The 26,186-nt window shown below is 68.0% G+C and carries 28 protein-coding genes; 6 read left to right on the top strand and 22 right to left on the bottom strand.

Annotation, left to right across the window (positions count from 1 at the left end):
* Window positions 1–9 precede the first annotated feature (9 nt).
* From coaD to gyrA, 4 genes are all read right to left on the bottom strand, one after another.
* Window positions 10–492, bottom strand: a complete 483-nt coding sequence (gene coaD / locus AC1DJ5_RS13375) for a pantetheine-phosphate adenylyltransferase (RefSeq protein ID WP_477020929.1) — start codon at window positions 490–492, stop codon at window positions 10–12.
* A gap of 113 nt (window positions 493–605) precedes the next feature.
* Window positions 606–1,085 carry a hypothetical protein gene (locus tag AC1DJ5_RS13370; protein ID WP_441454902.1) on the bottom strand — a complete coding sequence of 160 codons (480 nt, stop codon included), beginning with the start codon at window positions 1,083–1,085 and terminating at the stop codon, window positions 606–608.
* Window positions 1,086–1,147: 62 nt separating this feature from the next.
* A complete protein-coding gene (locus AC1DJ5_RS13365) occupies window positions 1,148–1,948 on the bottom strand; it encodes an aminotransferase class IV family protein (protein WP_477020928.1) in 801 nt (266 codons plus the stop codon).
* Window positions 1,949–2,091: 143 nt separating this feature from the next.
* The gene (gene gyrA / locus AC1DJ5_RS13360) at window positions 2,092–4,857 is read right to left on the bottom strand and encodes a DNA gyrase subunit A (protein ID WP_477020927.1); all 2,766 of its coding nucleotides are present in this window, start codon (window positions 4,855–4,857) and stop codon (window positions 2,092–2,094) included.
* Between the two features lie 225 nt (window positions 4,858–5,082).
* Between gyrA and AC1DJ5_RS13355 the strand changes: the two genes are divergently transcribed.
* Entirely contained in the window at window positions 5,083–5,610 is a 528-nt protein-coding gene (locus tag AC1DJ5_RS13355) for a superoxide dismutase family protein (RefSeq protein ID WP_441455009.1), read from the top strand.
* A gap of 9 nt (window positions 5,611–5,619) precedes the next feature.
* Here AC1DJ5_RS13355 and AC1DJ5_RS13350 read toward each other — a convergent pair whose 3' ends face one another.
* Entirely contained in the window at window positions 5,620–6,519 is a 900-nt protein-coding gene (locus AC1DJ5_RS13350) for a DMT family transporter (RefSeq protein ID WP_477020926.1), read from the bottom strand.
* 144 nt (window positions 6,520–6,663) lie between these two features.
* On the opposite strand from AC1DJ5_RS13350, the gene AC1DJ5_RS13345 reads away from it, so the two are divergent.
* Window positions 6,664–7,236, top strand: coding sequence for a nucleoside 2-deoxyribosyltransferase domain-containing protein (locus tag AC1DJ5_RS13345; RefSeq protein WP_477020925.1), 573 nt, complete (start codon window positions 6,664–6,666; stop codon window positions 7,234–7,236).
* A 237-nt stretch (window positions 7,237–7,473) separates the two neighbouring features.
* Here the strand turns inward: AC1DJ5_RS13345 and ssb are convergent, their stop codons facing one another.
* From ssb to AC1DJ5_RS13260, 17 genes are all read right to left on the bottom strand, one after another.
* The gene (ssb, locus tag AC1DJ5_RS13340) at window positions 7,474–7,977 is read right to left on the bottom strand and encodes a single-stranded DNA-binding protein (RefSeq protein WP_441454907.1); all 504 of its coding nucleotides are present in this window, start codon (window positions 7,975–7,977) and stop codon (window positions 7,474–7,476) included.
* A 90-nt stretch (window positions 7,978–8,067) separates the two neighbouring features.
* Window positions 8,068–8,499, bottom strand: a complete 432-nt coding sequence (locus AC1DJ5_RS13335; RefSeq protein ID WP_441454908.1) for a hypothetical protein — start codon at window positions 8,497–8,499, stop codon at window positions 8,068–8,070.
* Complete coding sequence (locus AC1DJ5_RS13330; RefSeq protein ID WP_477020924.1) at window positions 8,496–9,170, bottom strand: hypothetical protein; 675 nt, start codon at window positions 9,168–9,170, stop codon at window positions 8,496–8,498. The genes AC1DJ5_RS13335 and AC1DJ5_RS13330 overlap by 4 nt, the downstream gene beginning before the upstream one ends.
* 78 nt (window positions 9,171–9,248) lie before the next feature.
* Window positions 9,249–11,936, bottom strand: a complete 2,688-nt coding sequence (locus AC1DJ5_RS13325) for an NHL repeat-containing protein (RefSeq protein WP_477020923.1) — start codon at window positions 11,934–11,936, stop codon at window positions 9,249–9,251.
* A gap of 245 nt (window positions 11,937–12,181) precedes the next feature.
* Window positions 12,182–13,009, bottom strand: coding sequence for a flagellin (locus AC1DJ5_RS13320; RefSeq protein WP_441454911.1), 828 nt, complete (start codon window positions 13,007–13,009; stop codon window positions 12,182–12,184).
* A 130-nt stretch (window positions 13,010–13,139) separates the two neighbouring features.
* Window positions 13,140–13,409 carry a flagellar protein FlaG gene (locus AC1DJ5_RS13315; protein ID WP_441454912.1) on the bottom strand — a complete coding sequence of 90 codons (270 nt, stop codon included), beginning with the start codon at window positions 13,407–13,409 and terminating at the stop codon, window positions 13,140–13,142.
* A gap of 87 nt (window positions 13,410–13,496) precedes the next feature.
* Window positions 13,497–14,261, bottom strand: coding sequence for a flagellin (locus AC1DJ5_RS13310; RefSeq protein ID WP_441454913.1), 765 nt, complete (start codon window positions 14,259–14,261; stop codon window positions 13,497–13,499).
* Window positions 14,262–14,597: 336 nt separating this feature from the next.
* Window positions 14,598–14,981: a M15 family metallopeptidase gene (locus AC1DJ5_RS13305; protein WP_477020922.1), complete on the bottom strand. Its 384-nt coding sequence runs from the start codon at window positions 14,979–14,981 to the stop codon at window positions 14,598–14,600.
* Window positions 14,978–15,235, bottom strand: a complete 258-nt coding sequence (locus AC1DJ5_RS13300; protein WP_477020921.1) for a hypothetical protein — start codon at window positions 15,233–15,235, stop codon at window positions 14,978–14,980. Before AC1DJ5_RS13300 ends, AC1DJ5_RS13305 begins: the two co-directional genes overlap by 4 nt.
* Window positions 15,232–15,387: a hypothetical protein gene (locus AC1DJ5_RS13295; RefSeq protein WP_441454916.1), complete on the bottom strand. Its 156-nt coding sequence runs from the start codon at window positions 15,385–15,387 to the stop codon at window positions 15,232–15,234. The genes AC1DJ5_RS13300 and AC1DJ5_RS13295 overlap by 4 nt, the downstream gene beginning before the upstream one ends.
* Before the next feature lie 5 nt (window positions 15,388–15,392).
* Entirely contained in the window at window positions 15,393–16,892 is a 1,500-nt protein-coding gene (locus AC1DJ5_RS13290; protein ID WP_477020920.1) for a DUF2793 domain-containing protein, read from the bottom strand.
* A 349-nt stretch (window positions 16,893–17,241) separates the two neighbouring features.
* Window positions 17,242–18,465, bottom strand: coding sequence for a CCA tRNA nucleotidyltransferase (locus tag AC1DJ5_RS13285; protein ID WP_477020919.1), 1,224 nt, complete (start codon window positions 18,463–18,465; stop codon window positions 17,242–17,244).
* On the bottom strand, window positions 18,462–19,124 hold the full coding sequence (locus tag AC1DJ5_RS13280) for a CoA pyrophosphatase (RefSeq protein WP_477020918.1): 663 nt from the start codon (window positions 19,122–19,124) through the stop codon (window positions 18,462–18,464). Before AC1DJ5_RS13280 ends, AC1DJ5_RS13285 begins: the two co-directional genes overlap by 4 nt.
* Complete coding sequence (locus tag AC1DJ5_RS13275) at window positions 19,121–19,699, bottom strand: DUF1285 domain-containing protein (protein WP_477020917.1); 579 nt, start codon at window positions 19,697–19,699, stop codon at window positions 19,121–19,123. The genes AC1DJ5_RS13280 and AC1DJ5_RS13275 overlap by 4 nt, the downstream gene beginning before the upstream one ends.
* Before the next feature lie 49 nt (window positions 19,700–19,748).
* Window positions 19,749–20,258 carry a GNAT family N-acetyltransferase gene (locus AC1DJ5_RS13270; protein ID WP_441454921.1) on the bottom strand — a complete coding sequence of 170 codons (510 nt, stop codon included), beginning with the start codon at window positions 20,256–20,258 and terminating at the stop codon, window positions 19,749–19,751.
* A gap of 50 nt (window positions 20,259–20,308) precedes the next feature.
* A complete protein-coding gene (locus AC1DJ5_RS13265) occupies window positions 20,309–21,085 on the bottom strand; it encodes an enoyl-CoA hydratase (protein ID WP_477020916.1) in 777 nt (258 codons plus the stop codon).
* A complete protein-coding gene (locus tag AC1DJ5_RS13260; RefSeq protein WP_477020915.1) occupies window positions 21,082–22,164 on the bottom strand; it encodes an MBL fold metallo-hydrolase in 1,083 nt (360 codons plus the stop codon). The genes AC1DJ5_RS13265 and AC1DJ5_RS13260 overlap by 4 nt, the downstream gene beginning before the upstream one ends.
* A gap of 143 nt (window positions 22,165–22,307) precedes the next feature.
* Between AC1DJ5_RS13260 and AC1DJ5_RS13255 the strand changes: the two genes are divergently transcribed.
* The 4 genes from AC1DJ5_RS13255 to AC1DJ5_RS13240 all read left to right on the top strand — a co-directional run bounded on the left by AC1DJ5_RS13255 (window position 22,308) and on the right by AC1DJ5_RS13240 (window position 25,685).
* Complete coding sequence (locus tag AC1DJ5_RS13255; RefSeq protein ID WP_477020914.1) at window positions 22,308–23,279, top strand: hypothetical protein; 972 nt, start codon at window positions 22,308–22,310, stop codon at window positions 23,277–23,279.
* Between the two features lie 107 nt (window positions 23,280–23,386).
* Window positions 23,387–24,172 (top strand): exodeoxyribonuclease III, encoded by a 786-nt coding sequence (xth, locus tag AC1DJ5_RS13250; protein WP_477020913.1) that lies wholly within the window; start codon window positions 23,387–23,389, stop codon window positions 24,170–24,172.
* A 3-nt stretch (window positions 24,173–24,175) separates the two neighbouring features.
* On the top strand, window positions 24,176–24,691 hold the full coding sequence (locus AC1DJ5_RS13245; protein WP_441454926.1) for a hypothetical protein: 516 nt from the start codon (window positions 24,176–24,178) through the stop codon (window positions 24,689–24,691).
* Between the two features lie 73 nt (window positions 24,692–24,764).
* Window positions 24,765–25,685: a cobalamin biosynthesis protein CbiG gene (locus AC1DJ5_RS13240; RefSeq protein WP_441454927.1), complete on the top strand. Its 921-nt coding sequence runs from the start codon at window positions 24,765–24,767 to the stop codon at window positions 25,683–25,685.
* Window positions 25,686–26,186: the final 501 nt, after the last annotated feature.

Here is a 26,186-nt window from a genome sequence, read left to right as displayed (position 1 = left end):
TCCTGAAATCTAGCGCTGCACCTTGGCGCGAACCTGGGCGGCGACCGCCGGGCTGACAAAGCTTTCGATCGCGCCGTCCAGACGGGCGATCTCCTTCACCAGCCGCGAGGCGATGGCCTGATGGCGCGGATCGGCCATCAGGAACACGGTCTCTATGTCGCTGTTGAGGCGCTGGTTCATCGCCGTCATCTGGAACTCGTATTCAAAGTCCGCGACAGCGCGCAGCCCCCGAACGATGACGTTGGCGTCCACCTCTTCCGCGAAATGCATCAGCAGGCTGGAAAAGGGCCGCACCTGAATATCGGCGTCGAAACGCGCGACCTCGGCCTTCATCATTTCGACGCGCTCGGCCGTTGTGAACAGCGGCCCCTTGTCGTCATTCTGGGCCACCCCGATCACCAGGCGGTCCACCAATTTCACGGCCCGGCCGATGATGTCTATATGACCGTTGGTCACCGGGTCGAAGGTGCCCGGATAAAGCCCGATCCGCATGGTGTCGCTCCCCATCATCGCGTCGGTTTAGCAGGTGCGACGGACCCGGAACAGGTCAAGCGTCGCGGTCATAACCGGGTTTTGAACGAGCAACGCCGACCCCCACGTCGACCCTATTGCGGTCTCCGCTGTTCGGGCCCGCCTTCCAGTCCCGCCGGCCAACGTGGCCAGCGCGGCGGCAAGGGTTCACGAGCCGCGACGATCAGCGGCGATTCCGAATGGTGGCTCAGGAAACGCTCACCTGTGGACCTCTCCGACCGCTGCCCCACACGCCCCAGTTCATCTTCGAAGATGGAGATGCCCATCCAGCCTCCGTCCGGACGATACCCCTCGTCCCTGTGTCCCGGCGCGCCGCGATTGAAATAGGCGACTGCCTTGGGCGCGAGGCCGCAACCGGGCGCATTGTCCTTCCATAGTACGCAGTGGCTCAGCGGCCGATCATCGCCCGACCACCAGCAGGAGAAGACCACATTGGCCTCCAGCTTCGGACAGGGGGTGATCGCCTCAGCCACGACGGGCGGCGACGGCGCCGTTCGGCATCCCGCCAGGCTCAGCGCCGCCAAGGCCAACCCGCGCCAAAGTCCCGATCTCATCGTTTTTCTCCCCTGCCCGCGATGATGATGGGACGAACAGGACAGGGGTCAAGCTACACGCGTTAGAGCGGTTGCAGCGGTTGGCTGAATGCGGTTGTCGCCAATCGCTGAACCAGGCTGCGGTCATCCGCAAAGTCGTGGGCATCAATGGAGGCGACCGCGCAGGCGGGCGTGGCGCTGTTGCAGATGAAGGCGCCGTCAAACCGGGCCAGGTCGCTTCGCTTCACGCCCCGTCGTTCAGACCTCAACCCGACGTCGGTCAGCCCTCGCTCCAGCAGCGCCTGCCCCGTCCCCGCCAGCATCGGCGCCTCGGGCCAGACCACCGTCTCGCCCTGGACGAAGCCGATGTTCCAGATGGAACCTTCGGAAATCCGTCCGTCGGCGTCGACGAACAGGGCGTCGTCGAACCCGGCCAGAACCGCCTGACGCCGCGCGCGGGTCAGACCGAAGGTGGCGGGGTGCTTCAGATGCGGGACTTCGCGCGCATAGACCTGAGTCTGGAGACGCAGAGGCGTGGTCAGCGGCGCGGCGGGCGGCGACAAGGTCGTCAGAACGCGCGGCTCGACCATCGCGCCGGGCGCACGCAGGCTGACGGCGTCCGAGAAGAGGTTGATCCGCAGACTGAACCGGCCCGAACGCCCATCCAGCGCCTGTCGCATCCGGTCGCGCAGCGTCGTCTCGGGCACGGCGACGCCGAACAGTTCGACCGCCTCGGCCTCCAGCCGCGCCAGATGCAGGTCCAGGCCCCGCGCCCCGCCGCCCTCCACCTGCATCGAGGTGAAGGCGCCGTAGTTGGACAGGGCGAAATGGCCCAGGTCGGCGGCGCTGGCGGGCCGGCCGTCGATCTGCATTTCAGCCGTCATGCAAACCTCAAACCTCCGCTCATCCCGGCGGACGCCGGGATCCAGTGAGAGCAATTCGCGCCGCCGTTCGCCCTTGGTCGACGCCGCACTTGACGCCAAAGGACTGGATCCCGGCGTCCGCCGGGATGAGCGGAGGATTAGACTCAGCCCTCGCCGCCCTCTTCGATCGCGGTTTCGCCCACGCCGTCGGCGTCATCGTCGGCGCCCGAGTCGGGCAGGCGTTCGACCGAGACGACCTTCTCGTCCTTGCCGGTGCGGAAGATGGTCACGCCCTGGCTGGACCGGCCGACGATGCGGACCTGGCTGACCGGGGTGCGGATCATCTGGCCGCCGTCGGTGACCAGCATCAGGTCGTCCGAGTCCTCGACCGGGAAGGCCGCGGCCAGACGCGTGCCGGCACGACCGCCCAGGCCGTGGGCCGTCAGCCCCTGCCCGCCGCGACCCGTGCGGCGATACTCATAGGCCGAAGACCGCTTGCCGAAGCCGGTTTCCGTGACCGTCAGGATGAACTGCTCGGCCGCGCCCAGTTCGGCGATGCGTTCGACGCTGAGGGCGGCGTCAGCCACCGCTTCATCGTCAGCCTCGACCGGGGTTTCGTCTTCGTGCTCGCCCGTCGCCTTGCGCATGGCGTTGGCGTGCTTGACGTAGGCGGCGCGCTCTTCCGGCGAAGCGTCCACGCGGCCCAGGACTGCCATGGAGATGACCTCGTCGCCGGCTTGCAGACGGATGCCGCGCACGCCGGTCGAATCCCGGCCCTTGAACACCCGCACGTCGTCCGCCTTGAACCGGATGGCCCGGCCCAGCTGGGTCGTCAGCAGGATGTCGTCCTCGGCGTTGCAGATGGCCACGCCGACCATGCGGTCGCCGTCTTCCAGCTTCATCGCGATCTTGCCCGCACGGTTCACCGTGGCGAAGTCGCTGAGCTTGTTACGCCGTACGTCGCCGGACCGGGTGGCGAACATGATGTCGTAGTCGTCCCACTCCGACTCGTTCTCGGGCAGCGGCAGCACGTTCATGATGCTGTCGCCCGGCTCGATGGGCAGCAGGTTGACGAAGGCCTTGCCGCGCGACTGCGGGTTGCCCAGCGGCAGGCGCCAGGTCTTCAGCTTGTAGGCCTTGCCGTTGGTGGCGAAGAACAGGACCGGCGTGTGAGTCGAAGCCGAGAATACGCCGGTGATGGCGTCCTCGTCCTTCATCGTCATGCCCGACTTGCCCTTGCCGCCGCGATGCTGGGTCCGATAGGCGTTCAGGGCGACACGCTTGACGTAGCCGCCGTGGGTGACGGTGACGACCATGTCCTCGCGCGGGATCAGGTCCTCGTCCTCCATCTCGGCATCGCCTTCCCCGATCAGGGTGCGACGCGGCACGGCGAACTGCCCCTTCACCACCAGCAGGTCTTCGCGAATGATGGCGATGACGTTGGCGCGATCCGACAAAATGGTCAGGTGGCCCTGGATGGTGTCGGCTAGGCCGCGCGCCTCGCCGAAGATGTCGTCACGGCCCAGGCCGGTCAGACGCGACAGGGTCAGGGCTAGGATGGCGCGGGCCTGTTCGTCGGTCAGGTTCAGCTTGTCGCCGTCGATCAGCACGGAGCGCGGATCGGCGATCAGTTCGACCAGGGCGATCATGTCGCCGACGGGCCAGGACTTGGCCTGCAGCCGCTCGCGCGCTTCCGCCGGATCGGCCGAGGAGCGGATGATGTGAATGACTTCGTCGATATTGGCGACAGCGACGGCCAGGCCGACCAGGACGTGGCCGCGGTCGCGGGCCTTGGCCAGTTCGAACTTGACCCGGCGGATGACCACTTCTTCGCGGAACTCGAGGAACAGCTCCAGCAGCTTGCGCAGGCCCATCTGCTCGGGACGGCCGTGGTTCAGCGCCAGCATGTTGACGCCGAACGAGCTTTGCAGCGCCGTGTAGCGGAACAGCTGGTTCAGGATGACGTCGCCCGAAGCGTCGCGCTTCAGCTCGATGACGATCCGCATGCCCAGACGGTCGGACTCGTCGCGGACGTCGGAAATGCCTTCCAGACGCTTCTCGCGCACCATTTCGGCGATGCGCTCGATCAGGGTCTGCTTGTTCACCTGATAGGGCAGTTCGGTGATGACGATGGCGTCGCGATCCTTGCGGATCTCCTCGACCGTGGCGCGCCCGCGCACGATGACCGAGCCGCGCCCGTCGCGCAGCGCATTGCGCGGCGCGGTGCGGCCCATGATCTCGCCGCCCGTGGGGAAGTCGGGGCCGGGCACGATGTCCAGCAGGGCCTCGTCGCCCATGTCGGGGTTGTCCAGCAGCGCCACGGCCGCGTCGACGATCTCACCCAGGTTGTGCGGCGGGATGTTGGTCGCCATGCCGACGGCGATGCCGCCTGCGCCGTTGACCAGCAGGTTCGGAATCCGCGCCGGCAGGACGACGGGCTCCAATTCCTTCTCGTCGTAGTTCGGCTGGAAATCGACCGTGTCCTTGTCGATGTCGGTCAGCAAGGCCACCGCCGCCGGGGCCATCTTGGCCTCGGTGTAACGCATGGAGGCCGGCATATCGCCGTCGACCGAGCCGAAGTTGCCCTGACCGTCGACCAGCATCAGACCCATCGAGAAGGGCTGCGCCATCCGCACCAGGGCCATGTAGACCGAGGCGTCGCCGTGCGGGTGGAAGCGACCCAGCACGTCACCGACGACGCGCGCGCACTTCGAATACGACCGCTCGGGCGTCATGTTCAGGTCGTGCATCGAATAGAGGATGCGACGGTGAACAGGCTTCAGACCGTCGCGCGCGTCAGGCAGGGCGCGGCTGACGATCACGCTCATGGCGTAGTCGAGGTAGGAGCGTTTCAGCTCGTCCTCGATCGTGATGATGGAGATGTCGCCGGGCGCCGAAGGTGCGGCGTTGTCGTAGCTGTCGTCGGTCAAGGAAATCAGGCTTTAAATGGCCGGAATCGGAACGTGATCCGCTATTCCGGTTTCTAGCATCCGGGGACCGTGGTGGCAAAGAAACGCCGGTGATATCCCCATGCCCAAAAGGACAGGAAAACCATGCGTCTGACCGTCTCCGCCCTCGCCGCCTCCGTCGCGGCCTCCCTGATCGCCGCAAGCGCCTCGGCGCAAAGCCCCGGACCGGCTCATGACCACGCCGCCATGGACCACGCCGCCCACGGCCAGACCGGCATGGACCACGCCGCCATGATGGCGCGCGCCACGCCGGGCCAGACGGGTCAGGCCGTCATCATCAACGGCCAAGGCGTCGAAATCGGCCAGGCGACCCTGACGCAAGGGCCCACCGGCCTGCTGATCAAGGTCGAGGCCACGGGCCTGACGCCCGGCTGGCACGGCATCCACATCCACGCCACGGGCCAGTGCGCGGCCCCCTTCACCTCAGCCGGCGCCCACATCAACCACGGCGACCCGAAAAAGGCGCATGGCCTGCTGAACCCCCAAGGTCCTGACGACGGCGACCTGCCCAACCTCTACGCCGCCGCCGACGGTTCGGCCTATGGCGAGTTCTTCACCACCCGCGCTCGCATCAGCCAGGACGGTCCCGGCCAGTGGCTGTGGGACGCCGACGGTTCGGCCCTGGTGATCCACGCCAATCCCGACGACCACAGCAGCCAGCCCATCGGCGGTGCGGGCGACCGCGTGGCCTGCGCGGTCCTCGGCGCCCAGTAAGATCGACGGTCAGGCCTTGGCGGCGCCCGCGCGCAGGCCGCGCTCCGCCAAGGTCACGACCACGACGCCGCCCAAGGCGATGGCGGCGCCGGTCAGGATTTGCGGCGTCAGCACATCGTCCATCCACAGCCAGCCGATCAGGATGGACACGATCGGCGAGCCCAGCAGGTAGGGCGTCACCCGCCCCGCCTCGCGCCGCTGCACCAGCCAGAAGACCAGACTGGTCGCAAACACCGACGAAATCAGCCCCGCCCAGACCAGGGTGCCCCAGACCAGAGGCGGCGCGACCTGCGCGGCCTCCCACTGACCCGTCTCAAACAGGGCCGACCCGAGCGTCAGGGCCGGGAAGGCCATCAGGGCCAAGAGCCCCTGCATCTTCAGCGGCGGTATGGAGGTGGTGCGCCGCGCGATCACCGTCGTCAGCGCCCAGGCCGAGGCGCCGGCGGCGCCCACCATGATGGCTTTCCAGTCCTGCAAGGCGTGGGGGTCCAGCGTCATCCAAGCCACACCGACAAAGGCGATGACCAGTCCGATTGTCGCCACCCGGGAGATCCGCTCGCCCAGCATCAGGAAGGCGAACAGCGAGGTCAGCGGAATCCACAACTGGGTCGAGACCGTCACCGGGCTGACGTCATGAGCCAGCCAGAAGGCCAGATAGATCAGCCCATAGTGGATCGGACCGCCCACCACGGCGATGATCAGCAGACTCTTCCAGTTCGGGAAGGGCGGCCGCACGAACCAGACTAGGCAGGCGGCGGCGATGGCGAAGCGCAAGGCTCCCACCATCAGCGGCGGCATGACCTCGGTCGCGACCTTGGCGGCGGCGTTGTTCACGCCCCAGATCAGCATCACCGCGATGATGGCGCCGATCTCGAGCAGGCTGAGCGGGGAATGACGTTGGCAGGACACCGCGACCTGATGCCACAGGCGGGCGCGAAAGGCCCGTCACGTTCGATGACCGCTCTTTTCCATCCCCATTTCCACCCTGGCGCCCTGCCCTGTGCGCGACGGGATGCTATGCCCCCCGCCACTTCGCGAAACGAGGCAGGATCGATGAACCGCACGCTGGCCGCCCTGATGATGACCGTCGCCGCCCTGAGCGCCGCGCCCGCGCTGGCGCAGAGCGCCAAGGGACCGACCGCCGTGGTCTCGCCTCAGCCCCTGCCCATCGACGACAGACGCCCGCGGGTCTTCCTGGGCGGCAGCATCGATATGGGCGGCGCGCCCGACTGGCAGGCGGCGATGACCTCGGCCCTGGCCGACATGGACGTGGTGATCCTGAACCCCCGCCGCCCCGACTGGAACCCGAACTGGCGCCCCGAGTCGGACGAACCCGAGTTCCGCCGTCAGGTCGAATGGGAACTGGCCGCGCTGGAATCCGCCGACGTCATCGTCATGTATTTCGCGCCCGGCACGCAAAGCCCCATCAGCCTGCTGGAAATGGGCCTGCACGCACGCGGCGGAAAGCTGATCGTGCTGGCCCCCGACGGCTTCTGGCGCAAGGGCAACGTCGACATCACGGCCCAGGCCTACGGCGTCAAACAGGTCCAGACCCTGACCGAACTGACCGCCGCCGTCCGCCAGGCTCTGAGCGCCGCCGCCGCGCGGGGCCGCTTCGCCCGCTGACCGAGTCTGGCCCGAGGCTTCCCCCCAACCGCTCATCCCGGCGGACGCCGGGATCCAGTGAGAGCCCCCCGCACCACGTCGGCATACGGCTCAAGTCTGAGACCAAAGGACTGGATCCCGGCGTCCGCCGGAATGAGCGGAGCATGACGATCCTGCGCCCCCAAAGGCGCCGTGGCCAAGAAAAAGGCCGCGCCCTCCTTTCGGAAGACGCGGCCTGATCGTTGGGTCGAACGGACCTTAGAACGGGATGTCGTCGTTCAGGTCGTAGCTTTCCTTGGGACCCGAGGGCTTGTTGGCGCCGCCGGTCGAGAAGCCCGAGGAGTAGTCGTCGTCGTTGCGACCGCCACCGCTGCCATAGCCGCCGCCCTGGTTGTTGCCCTGGCTGTCGTTACGGCCGCCCAGCATGGTCAGCTGGCCGTTGAAGCGTTGCAGCACGATCTCGGTGGAGTACTTCTCGACGCCCTGGGCGTCAGTGTACTTGCGGGTCTGCAGCGAGCCCTCGATGTAAACGGTCGAGCCCTTCTTCAGATAGTTTTCGGCCACCTTGACGATGTTCTCGTTGAAGATGACGACCGCGTGCCATTCGGTCTTTTCCTTGCGCTCGCCGGTGGCCTTGTCACGCCACTGTTCCGAGGTCGCGATACGCAGGTTGGCGACCCGATCCCCGCTGTTCAGCGTGCGGATTTCCGGGTCCTTGCCCAGGTTGCCGATGAGGATGACCTTGTTGACGCTGCCCGCCATGACCGATGTCCTTTTATGTTCTTGCCGCCGATCCCTAGCGGATCCCGACGGAATGTTCCAGTTTTGTTCACGCCCGAGCGGGCGAGAATTCTATTTGGGGGCGACGGCGACGGGGCGACCGTCGATCTCGCGCTGGATGGCGCCTGGAATGGCCAGGCGGCCGTCGCCGGTCCGCGTCAAGGCGAAGAAGCGCTGCCCCGTCAGGGTCTTGCCAAAGGCCACCCCGCCCCGGTCAATGAAGATGAACTGCCCCTGATAGGCGCCGATCATGTCGCGGTTGTTGCCGCCCAGGCGCAGGAAGCGCAGGCGCATTTCTTCAAGTCGGGCGGCGCAGAATTCGATCTGTGGCTGATCGCGGGCGACGACGTTCATCTGGGGGGCGGACTTGCCGTCCTCGGCCGGGATGACATGATAGCAGACGCCCTCGTCGCGCGGGGCCTGGACGGCCTTCGGACTGCAGGCGGCGACGGTCAGGCCCACAAGGCCCAGGGCGACGGCGGAAGCGACGGTCTTGCGGCTCATCGGCCCAGCTCCGGGAACTGACAGTTGCGGTCCTGTTGGGCCAGGGTGCGGAAGCGGCTGTTGTCGCTCGATTGTTCGACCCGACGCGGGACCAGACGCAGGGTCGTGTCGCCCCAGCGTCCATACTCGGCCTCACCCGGACGCAGGCATGTCCCGGCGTAAAGGGCCTGAACACAGGCGCCCATGCTCATGCCGTTGCCGATCGACCGCCACTCCGATCCCGTATGACGCAGGCAGGCCGTGGCGGCGGCCGGCGCCGGGCGGCCGGATTCCACGACCTCGGTCCCATGATCGGTCGGCGCGGGCTCGACCGCCGGATTGGCCGGAAGCTGGGGCGGCGGCGCGAAGGCGGCGGTCGGCGCAGCGGCCAGGGCGCCGGTGGCGTCCAGCCCTACGTCCAGAGCGCTGGTGGCGACGCCGTTGCGCTGGGCGCAGTCCGCCAGGGTGGCCTGTCCGACAAACTGGCCATTGACGAAACAACGCAGCTCGCGCGCCGGCTCCAGCGACGGCGCCTCGGCCAGATCGATGGTCAGACCGCCTTGCGACGCCGGCGGCGGCTCGGTCGGCTTGCCTCGTCCACCGCTGAACACCAGGGCGGCCGCCACGGCCGCGACGACGGCCAGGCCGCCCCCGACGATCAGGACTGTACGATTGTCTTTAGGAAGGGCCATGCGGGACTCAACGCCAATGATGGCCCCAATAACCCCGGCGACGCGCCACGCGTCAACCTAAAGCGCGGTTCCTCTCGCTCAGCCTGTGAGTCGTGCGAGGGCGGCCTGATAGTTGGCCAACTGCGCCTTGAGATAGGCGGGAGCCTCGCCCGTGACCGCGTGCGTCGCGCTCTTCGGCGCCAACGACCTGTAGGCGCTCCGCAGCGTGACGATGGCCGCACCCAGCTTGTCATTCGCCCGCTTGACCGCATCGGCGTCGCGCAGATTCAGCGTCGTGGGCAGGTCCAGGCCAAAGGTCTTCAGGTCGCTGCTCTTGGGGCCGATATAGCCTGGGGTCAGGCCCAGGGCCGCCAGGGCGTCGCGCCCCGCCTCGCCCGCCCGCAGCACGGCGCCGTCGCGGCCGTCGGCAAAGGCGATGGACAGGCGCTGAACGCCGCCCGACGTGACCTTGGCGTCGCCATCCATGCCGGTGGCGTAGTCCTTGTCCGTCTTGACCGTGACCTTGAGGGATCGGCCCGAGGCCGTCTCGATCTTGCGCGCCAGGGTCTGCAGGGTTTCCTTGGCGTCGATGGTCACGGCGACGGAGCGGCCGCTGGACGACGTCACATAGAAGCGGTCACCGGTCCGCAGCGCCGTCACATCGATCAGCTTCTTGGAATCGGCATGCGGAATCTCGCCCTGCGGCAGACCCAAGCGGTCCAGCACGCTGGCCCCGCCCGCCGCAACGGCGATGGTCATGGGCGCGGCCTGACCGTTGGCGCCCGACCAGATCTGCTCCCACTCCACCGCGCCGGTTAACGGGTCGAGACGCGCCAGATAGCCCGAGGTCGGGTCCTCCGGCTTGGCGCCGATGGCCCGGTCCGAGACCCCGGTCAGCCAAACCTTGCCGTCCACGATCTTCACGTCGGCGGCGGAATCGTCGCCCGCCCCGCCATAATAGGTCAACCGGTCGTTCGCCGAGGCCGTCAGACCATCGGAGATCACCGCGACGAAGGCGTCAAAGCCCCCGGCATGGGCGTTGTTGACCTGACCGATATCCAGCGCCTGATTACGCGTGGCGCCGGCGACGACTACCTGGCCGTTCACAACGGACAGTCCGCTGATTTCACCGCTGCCCGCCGAACCCAGATCGCGGGTGGACAGAAGCGTCGGCGCGCCGGTCACGTCGACCTGGAAGCGCCGCACCACCATGCGGCCGTTCTCGATCCCGGCGGTGTAAAGCTTGTCGCCGTCGACGGTCATGGCCTGGACGTTGTCGTCGCCTGCCGTGCCGAACTGGGTGACGCCGCTGGCGGTCGCCGTGATCGGCGCCAGGCTGTGAACCTGCGTTTCGCTGAAGGCCTGAACGTAGCCGTCCCAGCCGCCCGTGGCGATCGCGCCCGGCATGGCGGACTGCGAACGTCCGGCGACATAGACGCGGCCGTCAGCGCCGAACGACACCGCCGTCGCCTCGTCCGCCGCCTTGGCGCCACGGCGCTGGGTCCACTGCTCCACGCCCTTGGCGTCGAACACGGTCACGAAACTGTCGGCCAGATTGGCGGCGGCGCCCGCGGCGCCGGGCTCGAGCGCGCCGATGACCGAGCCCGCCACGGCCACGCGGCCGTCAGCGCCCACGGAAATGGCGTAGCCGCTGGCGGTCGACGCGGCGCCCAGCGCGCGGCTGATCACCACCTGTCCGGCCGAATCCAGCTTCATCAGCACGACGTCGCCCTGGCCCTTGATCGGCTGGGTCGAGTTTCCCGCACTGACGTCGGCGACAATCCACATCGAGCCGTCGGGACCGACAGCGCTGGCACGGACGATTTCAACGCCGTCCGGCAAGGATGACTGCCCGATTTGCCCATCCACCCAGAAGGCCGCGCCCGTTGCATTGGCAGCGCCTTCCTGGAATTTCAGCACATTATGACCGCCGGCGTTTCCTACGCCCTGCACCACATAGACGGCGTCGGCCGACGCCACGGGCGCGAAGCTGACAGTCTCGGCCGAAACGCCCTGAACGCTCAACGCCCATTTGTCGGCGCCGGCGGGCAAGGTGATGGTCTTGTCGCCGGCCTTGATGACGCGGGGTTCGGACGGCAGCAATTCGCGGCTCATGCGGGTCTGGACCCCTGCCGCCTCCAGCCTGCCGTTGATGTGCGCCACAACCGACTGAAGCGTACGCGGCTCGGTCCCCATATCGTCCAGGTCGATGGCGATGGTCTGGACGCCGGCGACCGACTTCACGGTAATGTTGAACTGCACGTCGCCCTGGAAGGCGGCGACCGCGTCGGTCACGGCCCCGGTATGAATCGCTCCGGTGATGTATTTCGCCGAGTCGCGGGCGACGCCGGCCCCCGTCTGCGCCTTGGTCGCCGAGACCCCCTCGACCATCCGCAGCCCGTCAAATGTCGAGTCTCGAAGAAAGGCGGACAGTTCCGCCATGCCCGCATCGAAATGTTTGGAAAGCTGACCGTTTTCCAACGCGCTGACGCCGCGTTGACCCGCGCGCTGGGTGATGGCCTCCAGCATGGAAAGCCCCTGATACATGGCGAAAATCTTGCGATAATCGCCCGACGAGACGCTCTGCATATCCAGCGACGTCGTCGCTTCATTGATGAAGCGTCGTCCGCTTAGGGCTGTGCGCAGCAGGTCGGACTGGGCCTGCGGCTTGACCGAGGCGTTCCACGGCGCGGTCGGCTGCTTCTTCACGGTCGAGGCCGCGCCCGACGAACCCGAGGTCGTCGGCGCCAGCCCGTACATTCCGAGAAGATAGCTGTTGTTGATCACAGGCTGATGCGCTCCCGCCGGCAGTGTGCCGTACGCTCGGTAACGAACTGTTTAAGATCACCCCGGAACGGCGACGGTTGATCGACGTTATCCGCCGGTCACTGGCAAGGGGTATGAGCCCATGTCGTATCTGCGTTGGATGATCCTGAGACTGGCCAGCCTGTATGGGCTGATGCCACGCCCCAGCCGACGCGGGCCGCCCCCGATCTCACTCGGGCACGGCGCGTCCCGCCAGTTCAGATAGATCAGCCCTTGAACAGGGACAGGATGATCTGCGGCGCCTGGTTGGCGATCGACAGCGCCTGGGCGCTAAGCTGCTGCTGCACCTGAAGCGCCTGCAGACGGGCGCTTTCTCGCGCCATGTCCGCGTCCACCAGGTTGCCGATGCCGACTTCCAGCGAATCCATCAGCTTGCCGACGAAGGTGGTGTGTTTCTCGATCTGCTTGGCCTGGGCGCCCAGTTCGGCCAGGCTGGCGCTGGCGGTGTCCAGCGCCGTCACAACGAGCGCACGCGCCGTTTCGGCGTTGGCGGCGCTGGTCAGATCGAGAGTGCCGCCCAGACCCAGACCAGCCAGAGACAAGTTCTGCCGGTTCATGGTGATGGTTTCAGTGGCGGCGACGTTAGCTAGGAAATCCAGAGGCGTGGCGCTGGCGCCGTCTAGAATGTTCTCGCCGTCGAAGGTGGCGTTCTTGGCGAAGGAATCAAGCGACTTCAGCAGCGACTGGAACTCATCGTCGTAGGCCTTGCGCGAGGCGGCCGAGGCGGACGGATCCGCGGCCGACGTCGCCTTCTGACGCAGCTCGATCAGCAGGTCCGAGATCTGCTCGCCCGCCGCCAGCGACACGTCGGCCAACGACGTCGCCCGGTTCATGCTGGTCTTGACGGCTTCAAGAGCGCCGGTGTCCGCCCGCTGGTTCTGGGCGATCGCCCATGTCGCGGCGTTGTCCTTGGCGCCCTGGACCTTCAGGCCGGTGTTCACCCGGTTCTGGGTCATCGCCAGCTTGTTATTGGTCGAATTGAGGTTCTGGAGCGCAATGAGCGCCGAGGCATTGGTGAGAACGCTGTTGGTCATGGCTTCTAGCCCCAGTTCAAATTCTGAGCGCCAGAATGTCGCTGATTCCTGAGCGTATGGTTAACGGCGCAGAAACGAACGCGACGCCGTCCGGCAAGCCGGCGGCGCCGCGGTCCAAGCCACTTGGCGATCAGGCCCTGGTCTTGATCAACTCACCCGGCCCATAGGCCGGGCTGTGGCGCATTTTCACGACGTCTTCGCGAGGCAATTGACGAATGACCTCGCCGGTGATCCGATCCCGCGTCTTGTAGATGAAGCCGTTCGGCCCCTCCTCGATGGTGAGGCGGTAACGTCCGGCGTCGTTGTCGTGCTGAATCGGCCGCTGAACTTCGACACCCTGGCCCAGGGCGTCAGGATTAATGAAGGCTACTCCAGGTACTTTTGCGACATTGTCTGCCATTTCCCTATTGCGCGGCCAGGCCGCGCCTCCTGTCTCCCGACGTGCGGACGGGGACGAGCCTTTCGGCCCGCCCCCGGCAACGTCTTATTAGCGGAACAGGCCGAGCAGAACCGAGCTCGACTGGTTCGCGATCGACAGCGCCTGCACGCCCAGCTGTTGCTTGGTTTGCAGGGCGGTCAGCTTGGCGCTTTCCTTGGCCAGGTCAGCGTCCACCAGATTGCCGATACCGACTTCCAGGGCGTCCTGCATCTTGCTGGTGAAGGTCACTTGGCGTTCCAGCGACTTGGACTGAGTGCCCAGCTTCGCCATGTCTGCGGTAAAGGCGGTGATCGCCGCTTCAACTTCAGCGGCGGTCGCGCCGGCCGGGGTGCCGTCAGCCGTGACGCCGCCGATGGCGAAAGCGGTCGCCTTGGTGTCAGTGATGACGTTTTCGCCGGCCGTCCACAGGTTCGAGCCGTCGAAGTTCGCACCCGCGAGGGCGCTGTCGATTTCCGTCTGCATGGCGTCATAGTCCGCCTGCAGAGCCGCGACGGTTTCCGTGCTGCCGCCGGCTTCGATCGCCACGGCCAGCGCCTTCATTTCGCTAAGGGCCGACACGACCACCTCGCCAGCCGCCAGAGCGACGTCGACCATCGATTGACCGCGCTGCATCGATTGCTTGACGGCGTCCAGGGCGCCCATTTCGGCGCGCTGATTGGTGGCGATGGCGAAGATAGCGCCATTGTCCTTGGCCGAAGACACCTTCATGCCCGTATTCACGCGGTTTTGCGTGACGTTGAGGTCACGGCTGGTCGCGTTGAGGTTTTGCAGAGCGACGAGAGCGCCAGCGTTCGTGTTGATGCTGTTAGCCATTTTGGCCATCCTTTGTCTTCGACGATGTCCGACGCCATTTTGGCTGCCGGGAGCTTTCTGCTCGACAAGACCAGGTGCAAGGACGAGGCCAGAACAGCCACCCCGCACCGGCCCAATAAATCATTGTTTTCACGTCGTTAGTTTTGGTAAACCATGTTGGATAGGTCGGCAATTTTTGCCTTCGCCGCGCCAAACCGGCAAAAATTGCCCGGTCGCCCGGCAAAATCCGCCGCGGCGCATATAGGCGGCCTCCGGATCCGGCACGACCGGCCAGATGCCGCGGGCGTCAGGGTTCGCATGAAACGCCGCCGGTCATGACCCAGCTAGCGGCCCGATTCATGGATAGACTCTGCGATCCAGTTCGAAATGGGGGCCGTCGCGCAACCGGGTCCAGTCGCCGCCCCAGGTCAGGGGCGTGCCCCTCTGACGCGCCGCCGCCTTGAAGGCTGCGGCGATGCGGCCATACAGCGGCCAGTCCCAGCGCACCTCTCCGTCGATGAGCGCCGCGACATCGACGGCGTGTCCCGTCAAATGCCGCGAATTCAGCGTGCGGCTGGCCCCTGCCTTCACCAGAGCCGCCTGGCGCGCCGGATCGCGCAACCCCTCGGTGACCATGAAATCCACATCGGTCAGGCGGATCGCCTCCTCGACCACGGCGATCAGATCGGGATGGACGCCCTGCAGCCGGGTGCGCGAGCGCTGCGACAGACGGAAGGTCATGGCCGCCCTCGCGTCGCCAGGCGCAGGTGCAGATTGGCCAGCATGGCGATCATCTGCTGGGCCGTCGGCGCCACCAGATAGAGGACCAGCATCAGGGCGATCAGCCCCATCAGCCCGTCCGCCACGCGCGGCAGGTCGGCCGGCGCCGTGCGTCCCACCGTCCGCGCCAGCAACAGCCACAGCGCCGCGCTGGCGACGAAAACATACAGCCGCCGCCACAGCCAGCGGCCTTCGGCCAAGCTCGTATCGCTCATCCTTCCTCCTCCTGATCCTGCGGGGCGGTCGGCCTGCGCCAGTCCGCGCCCAACTGGTCGAAACAGTCATCCGGGGTCAGGCGCTCGGGCGCGCTCCAGACCTCCATGTCGAGCAGCTCCGCCTCGACGATCCGGTCGAAATATCGCGTCATGGCGCTCATCCGATCGCCGTAAGCCAGACGACGCCGGCTCCGCCCGCGCCGCCGACGCCCGAGGCCGAAAAGGCTGCGCCTCCGCCTCCGCCGCCTCCGCCGTACAGGCCGCCAGCCCCGCCCGCAGAGCCGGCGCCGAAGGTATCGCCGCCGCCGCCGCCTCCGCCGCCGCCGCCCGCCCAGGACAGCGCCGCCACGGGCGACGCCTGTCCCGACAGGCCAGCCGTCGCGCGCCCCAGGCCGCCCGCGGCGCGCACATGCAGGGCCGCGCCGTCGCCTCCGGAACCGCCGCTGAACGGGGCGTTGGTCGGGGTGATTCCCCCGCCCGCTCCGCCGCCGCCCGGACCGTCGGGCCGGTTGAGCGCCTGTCCCGCCTCGCCGACGGCCACGCTGGAAGAATCTCCGCCCGCATTGGAACGGACCAGCCCGGCGCCGCCCGCGCCGCCCAGCCCGGACGACGCCCCCCCGCCGTTCCCGCCCTTGCCGCCCTCGCCCGTCAGGATCGTCGCGCCGCCCAGCGACACTGTGCTCGACGCCCCCCCGCCGCCGGCCCCGCCGACGCCGGTTCCCATCGCGCCGCCGCCCCCGACCGCCACGACAAGGCCGCCCGTCAGGCCGTCGACCGGCCAACGCCCGCGGGAGACGCCGCCCGCGCCGCCGCCTCCGCCGCCGAAACGCGCAGTTCCCAGGGAGCCCGTCCCGCCTGAACCGCCGCCGCCGCCGCCCCCCACGCAAACCGCCTCGACCCAGCGCGCCCAGGCAGGCGGCGTCCAGGTTCCGCTGGTCGTCAGGACCGTGGTCTCCCTTCGGGCCACCCCGCGCGCGAAGGTCATTCGCCCCGTGGTCCGGTCCACGGAGAAGGCGTCGCGCCACGTCGCGCCGTCGGCGCTGACCTTGAGCCTCAGGTCGTCGTCGCCGACCAGGCCCAATTCGGCCCGCCCGCCCCATCCGCTCTGGAACAGCAGGGATAGAACACGGCTCGCCCCTTGCTTGTTAAAGGTGAAGCGCAGGTCGCCGTCGCCGCCGCTCTCACTTTCCAGCGCCGTCCAAAGCGCCTTGTTCAGCCGGGCAGCCACCACGTTCGTCGCGTCGGCCTCGGTGTTCACGCCCAGCCGGGTCAGGTTCTGCAGGGCCGTGACCGGCTCGGTCGCGCCGGAAGACAGCGGGGCCCAGGCTCCGCCCCGGCGCACGAGCACCTCCTCGCTGTCCAGCACCACCGCCAGCACGCCGTCGGGGGCCGCCACGACGACCCACCCGCCCGTTTCGGCGCGCATAAGACTTCCCGCCGGTCGCCCGCCCCAGTGCGTGCCCGTCGCCTTGGACGGCAGGATATAAAGGGCGCCGTCAGCAGGCGCGGGGGGTTCGGCGACGGTCGTGCGGCTGACGACCGCCGTCTGGGTAAGGGCGTCCAGGCGCGTCAGCGCCTCGTTCAGCGTCACATGTTTCTGCAATTGTCCCGCCGCCAGATAGGGCAGGCCCAGCCGCGCGCTGGCGTCGTCGCTCATCGAATGATCTCCAAAGGTTGGAGGATCAGTCTGCTCAGGCCCGGCGCCCCGGCGTGTTGAAGGCGGGCGGCGCGCGGCAAACCCGGCAAATCCCCGGGATTGGCCCGTCCGGTTGCGCGCGAGGTTTCGTGTCGGGCTCGCAGAGCCGTCGACAGACGACGCCCCGCTCGGATATCGCCAAGCGGCGATCCGCGTCGTGCGCCCGCTCCCGGCGCGGCGCCTGCCTCTCGGTCCTGCCTGCCCCCGCAGGCATGACCATCGATCGGGTCCGGCGCTCGCCCGATCTGGCCCTGCTGGAACGAAACCGGACCGCAAGGCCGGCTCGGATCATCGCCCGGTCATCCGCGGTTTACGCTGGCGGCGACAACAGCGCCCTGAGCCGCTCTTCGTGACCGTGGTCGGGGAAGTCGTCCGCGATCCAGCCGTCCTCAAAGGCCTTGAGCAGCCGTCCCGTCTCCGGCCCCGGCGTCAGCCCCAGCCGCGCCAGATCGCGCCCGCCGACAGGCAGAGACGGCCGCGTCCAGTCCCTAGCCGAGGCCAGAAGACGCCGCGCCCCGGCTTCATCCCCGCCCGCCGCCCAGGCCCGCATGACCCGGTCTTCAAAGGCCTGAAGCCCGTCGCGATAGATCGCCGCCCGCGCCTGCGGATCCGTCAGCGTCGTCGGGGCGTCTCCGGCCACGGCTTCGACCAGACGGTCGCGCTGGGCATTGGACAGGCGCAGTCCTCGGGCGACTTCCGCCACCTTCGTCGGATCGGCGGGCAGCAGCGCCGACAGGCGCAAAACCGGATCGCCACTCAGACCCGTCATGGCTTCGAGCAGCGTCAGGTCGGCAGGTTCGGGCAATACCCGCCCCAACACCCCCGCCTCGGCCATCAACCGCACCGCCGGACGCGGATCGGGCGCGGCCAGCAGCTTGAGCAGTTCCTTGGACACCCGCTCGGCCGACAGGCGTTCGACGCCCTCGGCCAGGGCCGCACAGGCCGCGACCGCCGCCGCATCGGGCGCACCCCGGCCGTACCAGGCGTAGAAGCGATAGAAGCGCAGGATGCGCAGATAGTCCTCGCGGATGCGCCCCTCCGGTTCGCCGACAAAGACGATCCGCCCCGCCATGGCGTCGTCGAGCCCCTGTCGCGTCGGGTCCAGAATGACGCCGTCCGCGTTGGCATAGAGGGCGTTCAGGCGGAAATCGCGCCGCGCCGCATCCTCGGCCCAGTCCGTGGTGAAGGCCACCGTGGCGCGGCGTCCGTCGGTCGAGACGTCCCGGCGTAATGTGGTGATCTCAAACGGCTGACGCTCTGAAATCGCCGTCACCGTGCCGTGCTCGATCCCGGTCGGAACCGAGCGCAACCCCGCCGCCTTCAACGCCGCGACCACCGCCTCAGGCGTCAGCGTCGTGGCGATGTCGATGTCGTCGATGGGCGCTCCGATCAGGGCGTTGCGCACGCAGCCGCCGACAAAGCGCGCGCAGTCCGGCCCGCCTGCAGTCGCCAGCGCCGCCATGACCGCGCGGGTCGCCGAGGCCGTCAACCAGGCCTGCCCTTCCAGCCCCCGCCCCTGCAAAGGATGGCTCACGCCGCGTCCTCGGCCGCCGCCGACAGGGGCTCGATCTCGTCGCCGTAGAGCCGGCCGAACAGCCCCTTCAAAATCCCCGCCGTCACGCCCCAGATGTAGCGCTCCTCGAACGGCATGGCCCAGAACCAACGCCGCGCGCCGCCTTCGGGGTCGTAATAGTCGCGACGGTGATTGACCGGGTCCATCAGGAAGTCCCACGGCACCTCGAACACCTCGGCGACTTCATCCGGCGAGGGCGCGACCAGCGGCGGGGCCGTCAGCCAGCCGACCACCGGGGTGACCAGAAACCCGGTCCCCGTCTCATAGGGATCGCCCAGCCCCAGCAGTTCCACGACGCCGGGGTCCAGAGCCACCTCCTCGAACGCCTCGCGCAGCGCCGCCTGTCCCGCCGTCTCGCCGGGGTCCAATCGTCCGCCGGGAAAGGCGATCTGGCCGGTATGGCTGGCCAGACTGTCCGAGCGCCGCGTCATCAGCACGGTCGGCCCGTCGGCGTGGACGATGATCGGCACAAGGACGGCGGCGGGCCGCAACTCACGCGCCGGTCGGGCCGCGCTGGGGTTCAGGTCGTAATCCGACCGGATCGCCGTCCGTTCGGGCGTCCACGACGCCACCGGGTCCAGACGGCCCTCCAGTCGTTTCCTCAGACTGTCGCAGCTCATTCCAGCCCCGCCGCTTCTAACCCAAGTCCGGGCGGTCCCAAGGCGAAGATCGCGTCGCCGGATCGGACAACCAGCCCCCCTTCCACCGCCTCGGCCCGTTCGACCATCTCATAGAAGACCGGACGGGCGATCCGCGCCCACAGGTCGGCCCGCACATGGACGCGCGGCGCCGGCTCGCCGGTCGCGGCGTCCGTTTCGACAACAATGGGATGGTCCTCGCCGGCCTCGACCTTGTCGCCGACATCGGTCGTGAAGCTCAGCACGCCGTCCGCCGCCTGCATGGTAACGGCGCGGAATGGCAGGTCCTCGACCCGGATTTTCAGCTTTTCCGCCGGCGTGACCAGATGATAGCCGTCCGGGTCCTTCCGCAGCACCGTCGAGAATAGCCGCACCAGGGCGGGCCGGCCGATGGGCGAGCCCTCGTGCATCCACACGCCGTCGGCGCGGATCAGGATGTCGATGTCGCCGCAATGTTCGGGATGCCACAGATGGACCGGCGGCAAGCCGCGGCCCGGCGCCTGGCGGGCGGCCTCGGCGACGCCGGACAGGCCGGACGATGTCGCGGGGTTCGTCATAAGCGAACTATGGGGCGCGCCGACCGGCAAAGGAAGGCCGGACAGGCCCTCAGGCGACGGGATGGACCGCGCCGACCGGTTCAACCTCTGTGATCGGCAGCCACATTACGCGCCGGCGATCCACCGGTCCCGCGAGGACGGCGTAGGGTGCCGGCAGGAAGCCGAAGCGCGAGAAATAGGGCGGATCACCGACCAGCAGCACGCCGTCCAGCTTCATCGCCTTCGCCTCTTCGATGCAGGCCTGCACCAGTTCCGCGCCCAGTCCGCCGCGACGGCTGGAGGCGTCCACGGCGATCGGCCCCAGAAAGACGGATCGCGCTTCGCCCACCGTGATCGACCACAGCCGCACCGAGCCGATCAGGCGCTCGCCTTCAAAGGCGCAGAAGCCCGCCGCCAGGGCCGCCGCCTCGCGCAGTCGCTCGGCCGTCTTGGCGAAGCGGCCGGGACCAAAGGCCGCCAGCACCAGGGCGTCGACGGCCGCGGCGTCGCCCGATCGTTCTCGCACGATGCGGACTGGCGTTACGGATTCAGCAGATACTGGGGCGGCGACAGCATTCATCTGCGGCGCCTAAACCCCCTGCCCTCTCGAATCAATCGCGTTTGCGTGAATCAGCCGGCTTTGGAGAAATCCGGCGCCCGTTTCTGGCTGAAGGCCATGAAGGCCTCCATCGCCTCGGGGCTGCGCATCTGCGACCCGAAGGCCTGCGCTTCGCGCTGCATAAGGGACCACAGCGTCTCGGCGTCGCGCATCAGGGCCTTGGTCTTGCGGATGGAGTTGGGCGCGCGCGCCGCCAGCTTGACCGCCAGTTCACGCGCCGTCGCGTCGACCTGATCGGCCGGCACCGCGCGGTTGGCGATGCCCCAGGCCAGGGCCGTCTTGCCGTCGATGGCCTCGCCCAGAGCGAACAGCTCGAACGCGCGCTGATGGCCGATGGTCGCCGGCAGCAGCAGGGACGACGCCGCCTCGGGCGCCAGGGCCAGGTTGACGAAGGGAACAGACAACAGGGCGTCCTCGGCCACCACCACCATGTCGCAATGCAGCAGCAGGGTCAGGCCGATGCCCACCGCCCGGCCGCGCACCGCGGCCACCGCTGGCTTGTCCAGATCGGCCAGCGACTTCAGGAAACGGAACACGCCCATCTCGACCAGATCGCCGCCGGTCTGCGAGCCCAGGGCGATGAAGTCGGCGATGTCATTGCCGGCCGAGAAGGAATCCCCCTCGCTGCGGAACAGGATCACCCGCACGGCGTCGTCGACCTTGGCCCGCTCGGTCGCTTCAGCCAGCGCCGTGTACATGGCCTGGGTGATGGCGTTCTTCTTGTCCGTCCGATCGAAGGCGACGGTCAGGACGCCGCCGTCCAGATCGACCTTGATGTGTTCGCTCATCGTCCAGCCTCCGTCAGTGTCCACCAATCGACGCCCGCCTCATCGCGGTCTCGTCGGGCCCGCCCCTCGCGGGCCAGATAGTTCAGGTGAGCGATGGCCTCGCCCGTCGCCATGCTCAGCACCTCGTCGCCCACCGGGCGCGCGAACAAGGCGGAAAAGACGTCGACGGCGCGCGACGGCGTCTTCAACGTCCGCTCCAGCCGTTTCAGCGCCACCTCGTGGCCGCGGATCAAGGCCTCCAGCCGCGTCGTGACGCCGTAGAAGGGCTCGCCGTGCGATGGCAGGACGAACAAGTCCCCCGGCAAGCGCGCCTTCAGCGCCGCCAGTGAGCGCAACCATTCGCCCAGGGGATCGCCCTCCGGCTCGGTCGGCCAGACGGAGACGTTCGAGGAGATGCGCGGCAGGATCTGATCGCCGGACAGCATGACGCCGTCGCTCTCGCGCCACAGGCAGACGTGTTCGGGACAATGCCCCTCGCCGATCACCACGCGCCAGTCGCCGTCGCCGTCGCCGATGCGAACCACATCGTCCTCGGACAGCCGCTGATAGGCCGAGGGCATAGCTGCCACCGCCTTGCCGAAGCCGCCGTATCCCGTCCGCCAGCGCGCGATCTGCTCGTCGTTCCACCCGGCGGCGCGATAGAAGAGCTCGCCCGAATCCGGCGCGGGTTGGCCCTCGTCGGCGATCAGCATCCGCGCCGTCACATACTCCAGCCGCGACATCAGCAGCGGTGCCTTGAAACGCGCGCACAACCAGCCCGCCAGGCCGATATGGTCCGGGTGCATATGGGTGCAGATCACCCGCTTGACCGGCTTGCCGCCCAACGGCCCCGCCAACGCCGCCTCCCAGCCCGCCTTCGCCGCCTCGGTCTTCAGCCCGGTGTCGACCAGTGTCCAGCCGTCGCCGTCCGCCAGGGCGTAGACATTGATATGGTTCAGCGTCATCGGCAGCGGCAGCCGCAGCCACAGCACGCCCGACGCGACCTCGACCGCCTGACCCGCCTCCGGCGGCGGCCCTGACGGATAGGTCAGACCGCGCGCGGTCGTCGCCGCCCCATCGCTTATCGCGCCGTCCGCCAAGTCCGTCTCCAATCGCAACCCTCGCAGGTTAAACCCGATTGCGCGGTTCCGGTCCAGAGGCGTCACGCGTAGCGGCGCTTGACCGAACCGAAAGACCCCGCCAAGGCTTTCGCCATCAGCAGAGGCCGAGGGAGCCCTTTTTCGTGACCATCAAACGTTTCAGCCGCGCATTGGGCATCGCAGCCGGCCTCGCCGTCATGACCTTGAGCCCCGCATTCGCCGTCGCCCAGGACCAACCCGGCGCTGATGCAAGCCGCGCAGGCAACGAACCGACCCGAACCGAACGCGTTCAGCCTGGCCGTATCGGCGGCGACCGCAATGATCGTCGTCAACAGCGCGAGCGCCAGAAAGCCCCCGCTCCGGTCGATCCCGCCGTCGTCAAAGCCGACGTGGAAGCCCTCTTCGCCGCCAGCACGACGTCTTGTCAGGTGACGGACGCCAAACTGCTCGGCGTCAGCGCCGAACAGGTTAAAATTTACGAGGCAACCTGCGCTGGCGGGCCGGGCTACATGGTCGTCGCCTCCACGCCGCCCCAGTTCGCCGATTGCGTGGTCCTGGCCAGCCAAGCCGACAACGCCCGGGCGGCCAACCCGGAAGCCCCGCCAAGCCAGACCTGCTCCATGCCCGGCAACCAGGACATTCAGGGCTTCCTGAAAGCCTACGCGACCCAGGCCGGCGTGCCCTGCACAGTCGATGAAACCAAGGTGCGCGGACAGTCGAGCGACGGCGCCGTCGTCTATGAAATCGGTTGCGCCGGCGCGGACGGCTACTGGATCGAAAAGGGCGCCTCGGGCTGGGAGAAGACCGAGTGCCTGCAAATCGTCAGCCAGAACGCCACCTGCCAGTTCACCACGCCGGCCGAGCAGGCCGCGACGGTCAAGTCCTGGCTGGCCGGCTCCGAAGCCGCCGGCTGCGACGTCGGGCAAGTCCGCCTGATGGGCCAGAACGCCAACGGCCGCTTTGTCGAAATGACCTGCGCCGGCGGCGACGGCGCAATCGTCCGCTTCAACGCCGAGCATGCCGTGCAGCAGGTCTATCCCTGCGCCACGGCCCAACAGATCGGCGGCGGCTGCAAGCTGACGACCACGCCTCCGGCCGCTGCGCCCCAAGCGTAAGAGACGCCTCATCTTCGAACGAACGAAACGCCGCCGGAGCGATCCGGCGGCGTCTTTGTTTTCGCCGCCCCCTTCCCGGTGAACGCGGCTCGCCTTAGCCTTAGCCCATGCGCATCGCCACCTGGAACGTGAACTCGGTCAACGCCCGCCTGCCCACCGTGCTGGCCTGGCTGGAATCCGCCAATCCTGACGTCGTCTGCTTCCAGGAAATCAAATGCGTGGACGAAAAATTCCCGCGCGAGGCCTTCGAGAGCCTGGGCTACAACGTCGAGACCCATGGTCAGAAGACCTACAACGGCGTCGCCATTCTTTCGAAATTCCCGCTGTCCGACATCCGGCGCGGTCTGCCCGGCGACGACAGCGACGAACAGGCCCGTTATCTGGAGGCCGTGATCGAGGCCCCGATTCCGGTGCGCGTCGCGTCCATCTATCTGCCGAACGGCAATCCGCTCGGCACCGAGAAGTTTCCTTACAAGCTGGCCTGGTTCCAGCGTCTGCACGACCACGCCAAGGCCCTGCTGGCCTATGAAGAGCCTATGGCGCTCTGTGGCGACTACAACTGCATCCTGACCCCTGACGACGCGGCCAAGCCCGAGGACTGGGTCAACGACGCCCTGTTCCAGCCGGAAACGCGCGCGGCGCTGAACGGCATGAAGTGGCTGGGACTGTCGGACGCCCACGACCTGGGTCAGGAGCCCAAGGGCACCTATACCTTCTGGGACTATCAGGCCGGGGCCTGGCAGCGAAACAACGGCATCCGCATCGACTACGCCCTGCTGTCGCCCCAGGCCGCCGACCGCTTCCGGGGCATCGAGACCCACCGCGACGCCCGCGACATGGACAAGCCCAGCGACCACGTCCCCGTGGTGGTCGATCTGGACCTGGAGGCCTGATCCATGAGCGAGGCGTTCCGGGTCATCCTGCTGATCGCCCTGACCGCCGCCTTCCTGACGACCGGCGCCCTGATGCTGTCGTGGTGGATGGAGCCGCAGCGGCGGCTGCAACGCGCCTTGCTGAAATCCCTGGGCCACAAGGCCGACACCGAGGCCCTGTCGCCCGCCGAGGGTCGGGCGGCGGCGCTGGATTTCGACGGCGGTCAGGTGGTGGTGCTGTGGAAGCGCGGTTCCCAGGGCCTGGTCTATGCCTTCGATGAGGTCGAAGGCGGCGAGATCATCGTCGACGGCCACGTCGTGGCCCGCGCCCGGCGCGGCGCCCTGCGCAAGGATCTGGACGTCGCCGCGCCCGACGCCGAACAGGTGGTGCTGCGGCTGATGTTCAACGACGCCCGCCACCCCGAGTTTGAAATGGCGCTGTGGAACGCCGACCTGCCGGCCTCCACCGGCTCGCCCTCCGAGGCGCTGCGGCTGGGGCGCCGCTGGTTGTCGCACGTCGAAGCCCTGATGAAGCGTTGATCGCCCTTCCCGCCCCCGCCGCGGAAGGCTAGAACCCCGGCCTCTACCGTTTACTGTGTTTCAGGAGCCCGCCGTGGCCCGTCTCTTCGACGCCTACATCATCGCCGACTGGACCGCCGCCGAGGGCAAGAAGCTGGGCGAGCAGACCCTGTGGATCGGCGTGGCCAAGCGCGACGTGCGCTTCCGCCTCTACACCGAGACCCACAACGTCGCCACGCGCGCCGAGGGCGAGGCCATGATCGCCGACCTGCTGGCGGAACACAGGAAGCGCGGCGACCGGGTTCTGGTCGGTTTCGACTTCGACTTCGGCTTCCCCGCCGGCACCGCCGCGCGGCTGAAGCTGGACGGTCGTCCGTGGGAGGCCATGGGCAAGTTCCTGGCCGCCAACGTCGTCGACAAGGCCGACAACACCAACAACCGCTATCAGGTCGCGGCCAAGATGAACCGGCTGATGACCGACCAGCCCTGGCCCTTCTGGGGCGCGCCCGCCAGCCAGGCTCAGCGCTGGCTGACCACGACCAAGCCGCCCGAAGGCGCCGGCGCCGACATTCCCGAATTCCGCGCCGCCGAAGTCGCCGCGCGCAAGGACAAGCTGCCGCCCAAGAGCGTCTGGCAGATGCACGGCGCGGGCGCCGTCGGCGGCCTGACCCTGCTGGGCGTGCCCATGCTGCGCCGCCTGCTGGACAAGCTGGGCGCCTCCGCCGCCGTCTGGCCGTTCAACACCGGCTGGCGCGAACTGACCGAGGCCGACATCGAGCCGCTGTCGGCCGTGGTCGTCGAGGTCTGGCCCGCCCTGTTCGAGGCCAAGCGCAAGATCAACGGCGAGGGCGTCAAGGAATACAAGACCCAGGCCCAGGTCCGCACCGCCGCCGAAGCCTTCGCCCAGATGGATGACGCGGGGACGCTGCAGAAGGCGTTCGCGCCGCCGAAGACGGCGGATGAAGCCCTGGTGGCCCAGGTTGAGAGCGAAGAGGGTTGGATCCTGGGGGTGTAAACCCTTCTCCCCTTGCGGGAGAAGGTGGCCGAGCCGAGCGAGGTCGGATGAGGGGTTGCACTACCCCATCGAACTTCCCCTTCATTTCAGCGGTGGCGAGACCCCTCATCCGTCAGGCTTCGCCTGCCACCTTCTCCCGCAAGGGGAGAAGGAAACATCTTGGGTGCGCTACCGCCCTTCGGGCTGCTTGAGCGCGGACGCCCGCCTCGTGCTGGCACGGGCGGTGGAGGGCTGGGCGGGGCGCCGGGCCTTCGCCCGGAGACAGATGAGTTTTACCGTTTCGACGAAGGCCGACGCCCCGCGCGAAGAGTTGGACATGAGCTCGGGGCAGGCGCCGTTGTTAGCGGCTACCCCCGGCGCCCATGACGGGCAGGCCGCGCGACGACGCGGTCCTGGAACGGTCCGAGTAACCCCCTCGACCCTGACCGGAGCCTCTACGATGGACGGGTCGAACGCCCCGTCGCTAGGCCCCAGCGGCGTCATGAATGGAGTGTGGTCTAT

It is taken from the genome of Brevundimonas sp. 01N35, assembly GCF_056399785.1.
This window is presented reverse-complemented; position numbering and strand designations above follow the sequence as displayed.